Annotated in this window: 10 protein-coding genes; 4 read left to right on the top strand and 6 right to left on the bottom strand. The window is 61.2% G+C overall.

Annotated elements, in window-relative coordinates:
• Positions 1-505 (bottom strand): LysR family transcriptional regulator (locus tag ACZM96_RS06710; protein WP_489488089.1); only part of this gene is annotated, 505 nt, incomplete at its 3' end.
• Between the two features lie 244 nt (positions 506-749).
• Between ACZM96_RS06710 and ACZM96_RS06705 the strand changes: the two genes are divergently transcribed.
• Genes ACZM96_RS06705 through ACZM96_RS06695 form a run of 3 tightly spaced genes read left to right on the top strand, consistent with a single transcriptional unit; the run spans position 750 to position 6,520 of the window.
• On the top strand, positions 750-2,156 hold the full coding sequence (locus ACZM96_RS06705; protein ID WP_489488088.1) for an efflux transporter outer membrane subunit: 1,407 nt from the start codon (positions 750-752) through the stop codon (positions 2,154-2,156).
• Between the two features lie 36 nt (positions 2,157-2,192).
• Positions 2,193-3,386 (top strand): efflux RND transporter periplasmic adaptor subunit, encoded by a 1,194-nt coding sequence (locus ACZM96_RS06700; protein ID WP_489488087.1) that lies wholly within the window; start codon positions 2,193-2,195, stop codon positions 3,384-3,386.
• Positions 3,386-6,520, top strand: coding sequence for an efflux RND transporter permease subunit (locus ACZM96_RS06695; protein WP_489488086.1), 3,135 nt, complete (start codon positions 3,386-3,388; stop codon positions 6,518-6,520). The genes ACZM96_RS06700 and ACZM96_RS06695 overlap by 1 nt, the downstream gene beginning before the upstream one ends.
• A 147-nt stretch (positions 6,521-6,667) precedes the next feature.
• On the opposite strand, the gene ACZM96_RS06690 is transcribed toward ACZM96_RS06695, so the two are convergent.
• The 4 genes from ACZM96_RS06690 to ACZM96_RS06675 form a co-directional block, all read right to left on the bottom strand.
• Positions 6,668-7,324 carry a DUF4125 family protein gene (locus ACZM96_RS06690; RefSeq protein ID WP_489488084.1) on the bottom strand — a complete coding sequence of 219 codons (657 nt, stop codon included), beginning with the start codon at positions 7,322-7,324 and terminating at the stop codon, positions 6,668-6,670.
• Between the two features lie 634 nt (positions 7,325-7,958).
• On the bottom strand, positions 7,959-9,371 hold the full coding sequence (gene nhaC / locus ACZM96_RS06685; RefSeq protein ID WP_489488083.1) for a Na+/H+ antiporter NhaC: 1,413 nt from the start codon (positions 9,369-9,371) through the stop codon (positions 7,959-7,961).
• 110 nt (positions 9,372-9,481) lie between these two features.
• Complete coding sequence (locus tag ACZM96_RS06680; RefSeq protein WP_489488082.1) at positions 9,482-10,462, bottom strand: D-isomer specific 2-hydroxyacid dehydrogenase family protein; 981 nt, start codon at positions 10,460-10,462, stop codon at positions 9,482-9,484.
• Positions 10,463-10,501: 39 nt separating this feature from the next.
• Positions 10,502-11,182: a DUF554 domain-containing protein gene (locus tag ACZM96_RS06675; protein ID WP_294486892.1), complete on the bottom strand. Its 681-nt coding sequence runs from the start codon at positions 11,180-11,182 to the stop codon at positions 10,502-10,504.
• Between the two features lie 160 nt (positions 11,183-11,342).
• Here ACZM96_RS06675 and ACZM96_RS06670 point away from each other — a divergent pair, with 160 nt between their 5' ends.
• The gene (locus ACZM96_RS06670; RefSeq protein WP_489488080.1) at positions 11,343-11,921 is read left to right on the top strand and encodes a peptidylprolyl isomerase; all 579 of its coding nucleotides are present in this window, start codon (positions 11,343-11,345) and stop codon (positions 11,919-11,921) included.
• 504 nt (positions 11,922-12,425) lie between these two features.
• Here the strand turns inward: ACZM96_RS06670 and ACZM96_RS06665 are convergent.
• Positions 12,426-12,697 (bottom strand): hypothetical protein (locus ACZM96_RS06665; RefSeq protein ID WP_489488079.1); only part of this gene is annotated, 272 nt, incomplete at its 5' end.

Below are 12,697 nucleotides of genomic sequence, written 5' to 3'. Positions count from 1 at the left end.
AGCGGAGCTGACCGAGGCAGACCACTTCGCAGTTGCTCTTCGTTTCCGGCAGATGTCCGCCCACAAGACCTATCTGCGCTTCTCCCTCGCTCACCTGTTTCCACACGCTGTCCAGGGAAACGATGTGAAAGCTTCCGCTCAGAAAAGGATATTTTTCCGTCAGCGACGCCATCGCCTCGGATATGCCCTGAAAAGGCACGCCGTGGCTCACCACGATGTTGAGCAGCACGGCCTCGCCGCTGTACTGGGCAATGGCGCAGGAATCAAAGCGATGACTCTGACGGAGCACGGCGCGCGCCTCGGGAAGAAGCGACCGTCCGGCCTCGGTGAGCATGGGAGAGCGCGACGAACGATCGAAAAGTTCCACGCCGAGACTGTCCTCCAGCATGGCGATGTGCGTGCTCACCACCGACTGCGCCTTGCCCATGGCCCGGCCCGCCGCAGAGAACGATCCTTTTTCGGCGGCCGTGACAAAAGCGCGCAACTGCTCTATGGTCCAATTCAAGTTTTTTTCCCTCCCCCCGCCTGACACAGTATTTCTTTTTTCTATCAAAATATTGATGCTTCTTGATTTTTTATAACAAGAAAGATACGGTATGTCCACTCAATCAAAATGACGCCCCCCTCTCCAAAAAAGGGAGATGCCGGTTCGGACGCGGCGGAAACAGGCAGCGCAGTCCACGCCGTTTCCGAAAAATCCAGTTAAATTCCGGCATATTGCTCATTTCAAAGGATACAGGAGCCTTTTTATGGTCAAAATGCTGTCGATTCTTGCTCCGGCATTCATGCTGCTTCTTGCGGGGTGCAACCTTGCCCCCGACTATCAGCGCCCGGAAATGGATATCCCTCAAACGTGGGAGGCCTCGCAGTCGCAGGCGCTTCAGACCAAGTGGTGGGAGCGCTTCCACGTCGAAACGCTGAACGCGCTGGTGGAAGAAGCGCTCGCGCACAACAAGAACATCGACCAGGCCATGGCCAACGTGGATCAGGCGCAGGCCGGACTCGGCATAGCGCGCGATGCGCTCCTGCCCGTGCCTTCCGCCTCGGCCGACGGCACGCGCACCATGGCGCGCTCCGCCACCTCGCCCGCCGCCATGCAGAACAACGGCAAGAACACCCACGCCTTCTCCGGCGCGCTCGCCGCAAGCTGGACACTCGACTTCTGGGGCAAATACTGGAACGCCGCGGAATCCGCCCGCGCCTCCCTCGTGGCCACCGAAGCCGCCCGCGACAACGTGATTCTCACCGTGGCCGCCAGCACCGTGGAGTCCTATTTCTGGCTGAGCGCCTACACCTGGCAGGAGGAAATCGCCCGCGACGTGCTGAAAAACCGCGAAGATTCCCTGAAAATCTATCAGAACCGCTTCGACAACGGTCAGATCAGCGATCTCGACATTCTGAGCATCCGCGCCAACGTGGAAACCGCGCGCAACGCTCTTGCCTCCGCAAGAATCGCCAAGAACGCCGCCGAAACCTCCCTCGCCGTGCTGCTCGGCCGCTCGCCCGCGGAAATCATGAAGATGGGCGGTCTCAAGGCTCCCGCCTCGCTCATGACCTCCCTCGACAAGACTCCTGCCCTGCCTTCCGGCATTCCCTCGCAGATTCTCGAACATCGCCCCGACATCCGTCAGGCCGAAGCCAATCTGCAGGCCGCCAACTACGACATCGGCACGGCGCGCGCGTCGTTCTTCCCGTCCTTCTCCCTTACCGGACTGCTCGGCGGCGCGAGTCTGGAACTCAACGAACTGCTCAGAAGCAGCAATCAGTACGCCAGCGTCGGCGGAAGCCTGAGCCTGCCGCTCAACTTCTGGACCATCAAGCGCACCGTGGACAGCGCCGAGGCCGCCAAGAAGGCCGCCGTGGCCACCTACGAACTCACCGTGCAGAACGCCTTCAAGGACGTGCGCGACGCGCTGGTTTCCCAGACCGAATACGCCAATTCCGTGAGCGCGCTCACCCGTCAGGTGGACTACCTCTCCCGCGCCGTCATGCACGCACGCACCCGCTACGACAACGGCTTCGCCTCCTACCTCGAACTGCTCACTGCAGAAAGCAATCTGTTCACCGCGCAGCAGTCCCTTGCCGTGGCGCACGCCAATCATCTCGTCAGCATAGCCGAAGTGTGCCTCGCCCTCGGCGGCGGCTGGCAGGAATAACCCGCTACTCCATCCTTACCCAAGGAGCATGTTATAATGGTCAGAATTCTTAAGCTCGCGCCTGCTCTGCTGGCGCTTCCCTTCCTCCTTGTCGGCTGCGATCAGCTGAGCGGCCTCATATCCAAGAAGGACAACGCCGCCCAGGCGCCCCAGGCCCGCACCGTCCGCGTGACCACCGTAAAAATGACTCCCCACAAGGTGGACATTCAGAGAGAACTCACCGGTCGCACCGTGGCTTACCGCTGGGCCGAAGTTCGCCCCGAAGTGAGCGGCATTCTCAAGGAACGCTGCTTCACCGAAGGCGCCATGGTCAAGGAAGGCGACGTGCTCTACCGCATCGAGCCCGACACCTACAAGGCCGCCCTCGACAAGGCCCGCGCCGATCTCGCCAGCGCCGAAGCCAATCTCAACGTCACCCGCCTGCGCGAACGCCGCACCGCCAGCATGCTGAAGACCAAGTCCGTGAGTCAGCAGGACTACGACGACGTGAAGGCCACCCTGCGTCAGGCCGAAGCGTCGGTGCAGTCGTGCAAGGCCGCCGTGGACTCCGCGGAAATCAACTATCGCCGCACCGAGGTGCGCGCCCCCATCAGCGGACGCATCACCCTCAGCAACTACACCGTGGGCGCGCTGCTCACCGCAAGTCAGGCTTCGCCGCTCGCCACCATTTATCAGACCGATCCCATGTACGTGGAAGTGTCCCAGTCTTCCGACGACCTCTACTCCCTGCAGAAGCAGCTCGGAGAACGCGGCGATCTCAAGGACGTGACGCCTTCCAACATCAAGGCCACGCTCACCATGCACGACGGCTCCTACTATCCCGCCGCCGGACATCTGAACTTCACCGGCGTGAACGTGGATCAGACCACCAACACCGTCACCCTGCGCGCCGAGTTCCCCAACGCCGCCAACGTGCTGCTGCCCGGCCTCTTCGTGCGCGTCAGCGTGGTCATGGGTCAGGACGATCAGGCCGTGCTCGCGCCTCAGAAGGCCGTGCTGCGCGACCTCAAAGGCCTGCCCTACGTCTATGTGGTCAAGGACGGCATGGCCGAACGCCGCAACATCACCATAAGCCACGCCATAGGCAACGACTGGTACGTCACGGACGGCCTCAAGCTCGGTGAAGAAATCGTGCTCAACGGCGTCCACAACACCCGCGGCGGACAGCCCGTGCAGGTAGTCTCCGAAGAAGAAATGAAGGCTGCGCAGGCCTCCGGAGGCAGCAAATAATGCTTTCCCGTTTTTTCATTCACCACCCCATATTCGCATGGGTGCTGGCCATCGTCACCATGCTTTTCGGTGTGCTGGCCATCTTCACCATGCCCATATCGCAGTACCCGGAAGTGGCTTCGCCCTCCATCCTCATCAACACGCGTTACTCGGGCGCTTCCCCCACCACCGTGGACCAGACCGTCACGCAGGTCATTGAACAGAACATGACCGGCATCGACAACCTCATCTACATGCAGTCGGAGTCCGACTCCTCCGGCATGTCCACCATCACCCTCACCTTCGAGGTGGGCACCGATCCCGACGTGGCCCACATGCAGGTGCAGAACAAGGTGCAGCAGGTGCAGTCGCAGCTGCCTTCCGCCGTGCAGAGCTACGGCGTGTCGGTGTCCAAGGGCAACGACAACATGTTCATGGTCATCACCCTGTACTCGCCGGACAACAGTCAGGAAAACATCGACCTTGCCGACTACATCAGCACCAACATCAAGGATGAAATCAGCCGCACGCAGGGCGTGGGCACGGTGGAGGTGTTCGGCGGCAAGTACGTCATGCGCATCTGGCTCGACCCCGACAAGCTCACCAAGTACGAGCTCACGCCTTCCGACGTGCGCAGCGCCATCACCGCCCAGAACATGGAAGTCACCGCCGGTCAGCTCGGCGCCAACATCATCGGCGGCAAGAACGATCAGGCCCTCAACGTCATCATCAAGGCACAGAGCCTTCTGCGCAACACCACCGAATTCGAAAACGTGCTGCTCAAGGTGACGGAGGACGGCCAGAGAGTGTTCATCCGCGACGTGGCCCGCGTGGCCATGGGCACGGAACTTGACGGCATCACCACCTACTACAACGGACACCCCGCCTCGGGCATAGGCGTCACCCTCGCCCCCGGCGCCAACGGCCTGGAAACCGCCAATCTGGTGAAGGCCAAGATTGAGGAGCTCTCCCACTACTTCCCGGACGGCATGGCCTATGAGCTGGCCTTCGATACCACGCCTCCTGTGCTCGCCTCCATCCATGAAGTGGTGAAAACCCTGGTGGAAGCCATCATTCTGGTGTTCCTCGTCATGTGGCTCTTCCTGCAGAGCTTCCGTGCCACCATCATTCCCACCATCGCCGTGCCCGTCGTTCTGCTCGGCACCATGGGCGTGCTGCTCGCCTTCGGCTACAGCATCAACACCCTTACGCTGTTCGCCATGGTGCTCGCCATCGGTCTGCTCGTGGACGACGCCATCGTGGTTGTGGAAAACGTGGAACGCGTGATTCAGGAAGAACACCTCGATCCCGTGGAAGCCACGGAAAAATCCATGGATCAGATCAGCTCCTCGCTGATCGGCATCGGCGTGGTGCTCTCCGCCGTGTTCCTGCCCATGGCCTTCATGAGCGGCTCCACGGGCGTGATCTACCGGCAGTTCTCCGTGACCATCGTGTCCGCCATGACGCTGTCGGTGCTCGTGGCCCTTATTCTGACGCCCTCGCTCTGCGCAAGCCTCCTCAAGCCTCACTCTCAGGGCGCCCAGCACGGCATCTTCGGCTGGTTCAACCGCATGTTCACCAAAAACCAGCATCGCTATTCCGGCGGGGTTCACGCCATCGTGCAGCGCGGCGGCAGAATCATGATCATCTACGCCGTCCTCGTCTGCGGTCTCGGCTTTGTGTACAAGCAGCTGCCCACCTCCTTCCTTCCCTCGGAAGACCAGGGCGCCATCATGACCATGCTGCAGATGCCCCCCAACGCCACACTGGAGCAGACAAAGCAACAATTCCAGAAAGTTTCGGACTACATTCTCAATGAAGAAAAGGACAACGTCGTTTCCTACATGTTCGTGGCCGGCTACGGCATGGGCGGCGTGGCCGAAAACACCGGCATGGGCTTCGTGCAGCTCAAGGACTACGCCGAACGCACCAAGCCCGGACAGGACGCCGCCTCCGTGGCCGCCCGCATGCGTCAGCGCTTCGCCGGCATTCTCGACGGTCAGTTCATCGCCGCCATTCCTCCGGCCATCATCTCCCTCGACATGACCAACGGCTTCACCATGGAGCTCCAGGACCGCGGCGGCGTGGGCCACGAAAAACTGGTGGAAGCCGGCAGCAAGCTCATGGGGGCGGCCTTCGCCAATCCGCAGATCGCCTACATCCGCTTTACCGGCATGGACGACATCACGCAGTTCAACATTCACCTGGACAACGCCAAGGCCACCAGCATGGGCCTCTCGCTCTCCAGCGTGAATACCGACGTCTCCACCATGCTCGGCGGCACCTACGTCAACGACTTCGTTCACAACGAACGCGTGAAGAAGGTGTACGTGCAGGGCGACGCCGCCGTGCGCAAGAATCCTGAAAGCCTCAACCGCATTCACTTCCGCAACGCGGCCGGACAGATGGTGCCCTTCAACGCCATCTACTCCACGGACTGGACCTTCGGTCCCGCCGTGCTGCAGCGCTACAACGCCATGCCCGCCCTCGAATATCAGGGCGAACCCGTTCCCGGCGTGGCTTCCGGTATTGCCATGAGCATCATGGAAGACGAAGTGAAAAAGCTCGGCAAGGACTTCGGCATGGAATGGACCGGTCTTTCCTATCAGGAAAAGATGGCCGGCTCTCAGACCACCATGCTCTACGCGCTGTCCGTGCTGGTCGTGTTCCTTGCCCTGGCCGCTCTGTACGAAAGCTGGTCCATTCCGTTCGCCGTGCTGCTGGTCATTCCGCTCGGCATTCTCGGCGCCGTGCTCGGCACCTACTTCAAGGATCTCACCAACGACGTGTACTTCCAGGTCGGTATTCTGGCCGTCATGGGCCTCTCGTCCAAGAACGCCATTCTGATCGTGGAATTCGCCCGAAACCTTCAGGCAGAGGGCCGAAGCCTCATCGACGCCACCGTGGAAGCCTGCCGCATTCGTCTGCGCCCCATTCTCATGACCTCCCTGGCCTTCGGTCTGGGCGTGCTGCCCATGATGTCGGCCTCGGGCGCCGGCGCCGCCAGCCAGCACGCCGTGGGCACCGCCGTGTTCTGGGGCACCGTGTGCGCCACCTCGCTCGGCATCTTCTTCATTCCCACCTTCTTCGTGGTCATCAACTCGGTCACCGGATGGTTCCGCAAGCACCTGAAGAGAAAGCCCCGCTATGAGTAATCACTGATCTGCGCAGCGCCTTCTCCCTGCGATGCGCAAACACAAAAAGAGGGCCGCCCGAAAGGACGGCCCTCTTGCTTTTTCCGAAACGTCGGACAGCATCGCCCGTCATGCGGCAATTCCGGCCCGACGCTGTGCTCCTGCGGCTCAGCGCGCCATGCGCTCAACCTTCATGCGCGTTTTCTGTTCCGCGTCGTCCAGAGACGCGTATCCGTACACGCGCACCGTGCGTTCCGCCGCAAGAAGCGCCAGATTCACTCCGGCCTCCTTCAGCTTGTGTACATACTCCACGTAGAGCAGCAGCGTGTTCGTGGAATAGGTCTTCAATTCCCCGGTGAGATAGGTTTCAAACGACGTCGTCATCGGCGTGTCCTTGTCGCTGGTCAGCGGACGCCCTCCGGCCCGCACGTACGGATACTGCTGATCGACCTCCCGTTCCCATTCCACCTGCGCGGCCACGATTTCCCGAATGAGCGCGGCCTTTTCCTCGTCTATCGTCGGCAGACTGTCCTTCAGCTCCGCAAATTCCGCCGGACAGGTGTGCTCCATCATGAAGGCGTACTTCTCCATGGGAAGATTGCGGCCCGCCTGCTTGGCGTTCATGAGATCGGAACAATAGCTCAGAAGCATTTCGTCGTTCCAGTCCCCGAACTGACACTCCCGCATCTTTTTGAAGAACGCCTCGTCGTTCTGACAGCTTGCGCGCCCGCCCTTGTTCTGAACCTTGTCGAACATCTCCCATTCCATGTTGCAGATGTCGTCGATCAGCTTTTTTCTTGCCTCATGTTTGGAATCGTTTTCCATACTTTTTCTCCCGGGACGGAAGTCCGTGCCTTTTTCTGCCCAAAAGGCCTCCGAAAATGCAGGCTCCGCCCTCAACAGGTTAAAAAACAATGAGCGGACCATGCTGCCGGATGTCCGCTCCGGGAAACGTATGACCTTGCGGGCAAGAGATATGCCTCCCGTATCGGCCGCGGCGCTCCATCCGGCGCGCCATGCGATGGGCGAGCTTTCCGGGAGTCCTGACGCGAGTTGCTCCTGTTTTCTCCTGCCCGAACTGGAACTTTCATGAACACAGGCGTCATATTGGCCCGCTGTGTCGTCATCGTCAATACTGCGTGCCCGTAAGGGCCGAAGCGCTGGCGCTCAAAACGGCGCTCGAGGAGAAACTTTTCCACCGCCATCCGGTCGCTCGAAAGAAGAGCGGCCTGGCTTCCGCAGAAATGGCGACGTCGCGCGATTCGGCCCATCCTCCGGCGGAGCAGGAAACGCGAACATCCTCGTCTCCCCCGCCCCTCGTTGTACAGCGCCCCCGGAGCATCGCGCCCGCACGCCGGGCGTCCCTCCCCATCAAGCGCCGTCTGCGAAAAAACGCGCCGGAACCGTGTTCCGACGCGTTTTTTTTCATGACTCGAAGCCCGAGCGGATCGGGCGTCGATTATTTGGCGCGCGCCTTGCGCACGGGAGTGCCGTCAAGCCTCCAGATGCCGAAGCCCGTAAGGGCGCACAGCAGGGAGAAGATGGGCACGAACCAGTTGAGGAAGGCGTAGGGCACGAAATCGTAGGCACTCACGCCGAGCACGCCGGCAATGTAGAAGGCGTGGACGCTCCACGGAACCAGCGGGCAGCCGATGGTGCCGGCGTCCTCGCAGGTGCGGGAGAGCACGAGCGGGCTGATGTCGGCCTTCTTGAAGGAATCGAGGAAGGCACGGCCGGGCACGATGACGGCCAGCATCTGGCTGCCGGTGCCGAAGTTGATGAGGTAGGCCGCCGCGAGCGCGGAAGCCACGAGACGCACCGCGGACTTGGCGCCCTTGAGGATGGCTTCGAGCAGCACTTCGAGCACGCGGGAGCGTTCCAGCACGCCGCCGAAGGCCATGCCGGAGCAGAGCAGCAGCACCGTGGGCATGATGCTCATGAGGCCGCCGCGGGAGAGCAGCGGATCAAGCTGGGCGATGCCTGTCTTGGATACATAGCCGGACGTGAGCATGGTGGCGAGCTTGTTGAAGGGCACGCCCTCGAACACGGCAATGACCATGGCGGTGAGCAGGCAGATCAGCATGACCGGCAGCACCGGATAGCGGCGATAGGCCAGCACGATCATGAGCACGGGCGGCAGGAAGGCCACGGGACCGAGACTGAAGTTGGCCTCAAGGCCGGTAAGGATGGCGTTCAGGCTCTCCAGCGACGCGCCCTGCTGGGCGGCCACGGAACTGCCCAGGAAGGTATAGGCGATGCCCGCCACGATGAAGGCGGGGACAGTGGTCCAGAGCATGGACATGACGTGCGAGAACAGAGGCACTTCGCACACCGACGCCGTGATGTTGGTGGAGTCGGACACGGGAGACATCTTGTCGCCGAGATACGCACCGGAAACGATGGCGCCCACGGTCATGTAGGCGGGATAGCCGAGCGCCTGTCCCACGCCGAGCAGCGCGACGCCGATGGTGCCCATGGTGCCGAAGGACGTGCCCGTGGCCACGGACGCCACGGAGCACAGCACCATGGCGGAAAGCAGGAAGTGCTCGGGAGCGATGAGTTTAAGACCCCAGTAAATGATTGCGGGAATGGTGCCCGAAGCCAGCCACGCGGCGATGATCATGCCCACCATGGCCAGAATGGCGATGGCGATCTGAATGCGGCCGAGAGCCTCGAACATGCCGTCCTGAAGATCCTCCCAGGTGTAGCCCGTTTTCAGAGCCATGACCGCGGCAAGCGCCACCGCGCCCAGCAGAGGCAGCACGGGAGGTCTCACACCGACCACCAGCGTGCCGTACAGGATCATGGCCACGGGCAGCACGAGTGAAAGCGTGGCCCACAAAATCGACGGTTTCTTTCCTTGCGTCTCCATAGAGACTCCTTGTTGAGGATAAACGTTCCAACCCGCCCCGGGCGGGCTTATTCCGCAACCGCCCGAACGTCCGCTCCAAAATCATGCGGCCGTCGCGCGGAGTTTTACCGCTACAGTTCCAGTCTGGTCTGCCTGCCTTCCTTCATGTCCAGCAGCGTCTGTATGCCGCAGTCCACCATGCTCGTGATGGACTCCTCGGTGTAGAAGGCCATGTGCTGAGTCAGCACCACGTTGGGGAACTGACGCAGATACACCATGTCCTTGTTCTTCAAGATGTCGGTCTTGCGGTCGGCGTGATAGATGCCCTGCTCATGCTCGAACACGTCCATGGCCAGCGATCCGATTTTTTCCGTTTCAATGCCCTCGGTGATGGCGTCGATGTCCATGAGTTCGCCGCGCGCCGTGTTGATGAGCACAACGCCGTCCTTCATGCGGGAGAGGCTCTCCCGGTTCACCATGTGACGGGTCTCGGGCGTGAAGGGAACGTGAAACGTGATGATGTCGCTTTCCCTGTAGAGCGTGTCCAGATCGACGAATTCGGCCAGGGACTTCAGCTCCTCGCACGGCGTGAGGTTGTAGGCCAGAATGCGGCATCCGAACCCGGCAAGATCGCGTATCACGGCGGCTCCGATGTGCCCCGTGCCCACCACGCCCACGGTCTGCCTGCGCATGCTGCGACCCATGAGGCCGAACAGGGAATAGTCGTTCACGTTCTGCCGCCACATGGCAGGCTTGTAGCAGCGCAGCACGAGAAGCATGAGCATGATGGTGAAATCCGCCACGGCGTCGGGCGGATACGAGGCGTGCGCCACCCGTATGCCGAGCTCGCGGGCGGCGTCCAGATCAATGTGATCCACGCCGATGGTGCGGGTGGACACATACCGCACGCCCATATTCTTCAGCGCTTCCAGCAGGGGGCGGTCCAGACGGCTGCGTCCGAGCACGGACACGCCTTCGGCGCCTTCGGCCTCGGCGACGGTCGCCAGAGACAGATTGGCCTCCACAAGACGCAGGGAAACGGGCAGCGTGCGGGAAAGATGTTCCAGTTCCTGTCTTTCGTCATGACTGACTTCAAAGACAACGATGTTCATGGGCAGATCTCCAAAAAGAAACGTGTGCGGAGAAGCGGCCTACAGAAAAGCGGCCGCCAGACCATAGAGAATCACGCTGACGAACAGCGAAGGCAGCATGTTCAGCGTTTTGCAGTCCTTGATGCGGAGCATGGACACGCCGGACACAAGAATGAGTATGCCTCCCACCACCGAGACTTCGGTGAGAAGATCGCGGGGCACGAAGGAGCCGAGCCAGAGTCCGAGCAGATACAGTCCGCCCTGCCAGCAGAAGAGCACGGGCGCGGCAAAGGCTATGCCAAGTCCGTAGGTGGACGCCAGCACCATGGACGTGACGAAATCCAGCGTGGCGTTGGTGAAGAGGAAGGTGTGATTGCCGTGAACGGCGCTTTCGATGGGGCCGAGTATGGAAAGCGTGCCGATGCAGAAGAGCAGAATGGCGGTGGCAAGCCCGCGGCCGAGATCGGAACTGCCCATGCGGCGGGCCAGATTCTGGAACTTTCCGTCCCAGTCCCACACGGCGCCGAGAAAACTGCCGAGCGCCATGCTCAGAATGAACAGCACCGGATACCGGCTGTTGGGCATGTTGGACACCACGGCGTTGATCCCTATGGCCACGGCGGAAAAGCCCATGGCGTCGAAGAGGGCCTGCTGATATTTTTCCTTGATTCCCTTGCGCAGCACGCTGCCTATCACGCTGCCGCAAAGTATGGCCGCAGTATTGACTATGGTGCCTAACATATTACCTCCATCAACATGTCGGTCATCCATACCATAAATCAGTCCGTCAGGTAACCCCTTCCCCGTCCCTCTCCCCCGCCCGGTCCGACGTTGCCAAGATCCGCCACTTCCTATACAAGAACAGTCGACGCATACTTCCAATGCATTATGGAGAAACAACATGCGCAAACTTCTATTGTCCTGCCTGCTGATCGCCGCCGCGCTCATGCTCGGCCCCGTCTGCCAGGCTCAAGCCGGAGGAAAAAACATGGTCACCCTCAAGACCAACAAAGGCGACATCGTCCTTGAACTCGACGCCGAAAAGGCCCCCAACACCACCAAAAACTTTCTTGAATATGTGAAGTCCGGCTTCTATGACGGCACCATCTTCCACCGCGTCATTCCCGGATTCATGATCCAGGGCGGCGGCTTCGACAAGAACATGGTTCAGAAGCCCACCCGCGAACCCATTGAAAACGAAGCCAACAACGGCCTGAAAAACGATACCTACACCATCGCCATGGCCCGCACGCAGGCTCCCCATTCCGCCACGGCCCAGTTCTTCATCAACGTGGCCGACAACAAGTTCCTCAACTTCAGCGCTCCCACCATGCAGGGCTGGGGCTACGCCGTGTTCGGCAAGGTGGTGAAGGGTCAGGACGTGGTCGACGCCATCGCCCAGGTTCCCACCACTTCGCACTATCCCCATCAGGACGTGCCGGTGGAACCCGTGATCATTGAAAAGGCCGTCATCGACTAAGACTTTTTTCTGCCCATCTTCCGGGCAGACGCAGAACGCCTCTTCCGAACGCATCGGAGGAGGCGTTTTTTCGTTCCGTGGGCTGTCCCGAACACGCGAAGACACGCGTTCCGCCTGCCCGCCTTTTCGGCAGAGGCTCCCGGCAGGCGCGCAGGCACAAAACAGGCCGCGAGCATCCCCGCAGAAACGAGGCGGGAAAGAGCCCTTCCCGCGCAGGCGAAAAACAGACGGAAGGCGCTCCGACGATTGCCCCTGCCCAAACACGTTCTGCACCGTTCCAACGCAGGAAAGTCACCGCGGCCCCGCCCAAAGCCGCGGGCCAGGTCCCCAACAGGATGTCGCACTCATCCGCCAGACTCCGATGCCCGCACTCCGCCGAAAAGGGCCCGCAGGGCCGGAGCAGAGCGTTTTTGCAGCTTCGCCCCGCCCTCTCTCCTCCGCCCGGCCGAAAAAAAAGGAGCCGAAGCATCGCTCCGACTCCCGACGCGCGTCCTGCGCGCCTGCTCAATGTTTATCCGCGTCGCTGCTGCGAGTCCCGGCACGCTCTTCAACGTCCGAGGACTTTTCCAGTCCGGCCGAGCGCAGCAGCGAACGGAAAAACGCGCCCGCCGCTTCGCCGCCCCGTTCGGCATACCACGCGGGCGGATGCGGCAGAAGCAGCACGGCCGCGATCAGCGCCAGGGCCAGCACCGCAAGCGCCTGCACGAGCACGGCAAGCGCCATGAACAGGATGCCCAGCGCCAGCGCTCCGCACCATGCGGCGGCAAGCCACCGCC

The organism is Mailhella sp., assembly GCF_057866825.1.
The sequence above is the reverse complement of the archived record's forward strand: the minus strand, read 5'-3'. Positions and strand labels throughout refer to the sequence as shown.

Excerpts from the sequence above, each read along its gene's own strand:
- ACZM96_RS06680 (WP_489488082.1), bottom strand. The coding sequence starts at position 10,462 with ATGAACATCGTTGTCTTTGAAGTCAGTCATGACGAAAGACAGGAACTG.
- nhaC (WP_489488083.1), bottom strand. The coding sequence starts at position 9,371 with ATGGAGACGCAAGGAAAGAAACCGTCGATTTTGTGGGCCACGCTTTCA.
- ACZM96_RS06690 (WP_489488084.1), bottom strand. The coding sequence starts at position 7,324 with ATGGAAAACGATTCCAAACATGAGGCAAGAAAAAAGCTGATCGACGAC.
- ACZM96_RS06675 (WP_294486892.1), bottom strand. The coding sequence starts at position 11,182 with ATGTTAGGCACCATAGTCAATACTGCGGCCATACTTTGCGGCAGCGTG.
- ACZM96_RS06670 (WP_489488080.1), top strand. The coding sequence starts at position 11,343 with ATGCGCAAACTTCTATTGTCCTGCCTGCTGATCGCCGCCGCGCTCATG.
- ACZM96_RS06695 (WP_489488086.1), top strand. The coding sequence starts at position 3,386 with ATGCTTTCCCGTTTTTTCATTCACCACCCCATATTCGCATGGGTGCTG.
- ACZM96_RS06700 (WP_489488087.1), top strand. The coding sequence starts at position 2,193 with ATGGTCAGAATTCTTAAGCTCGCGCCTGCTCTGCTGGCGCTTCCCTTC.
- ACZM96_RS06705 (WP_489488088.1), top strand. The coding sequence starts at position 750 with ATGGTCAAAATGCTGTCGATTCTTGCTCCGGCATTCATGCTGCTTCTT.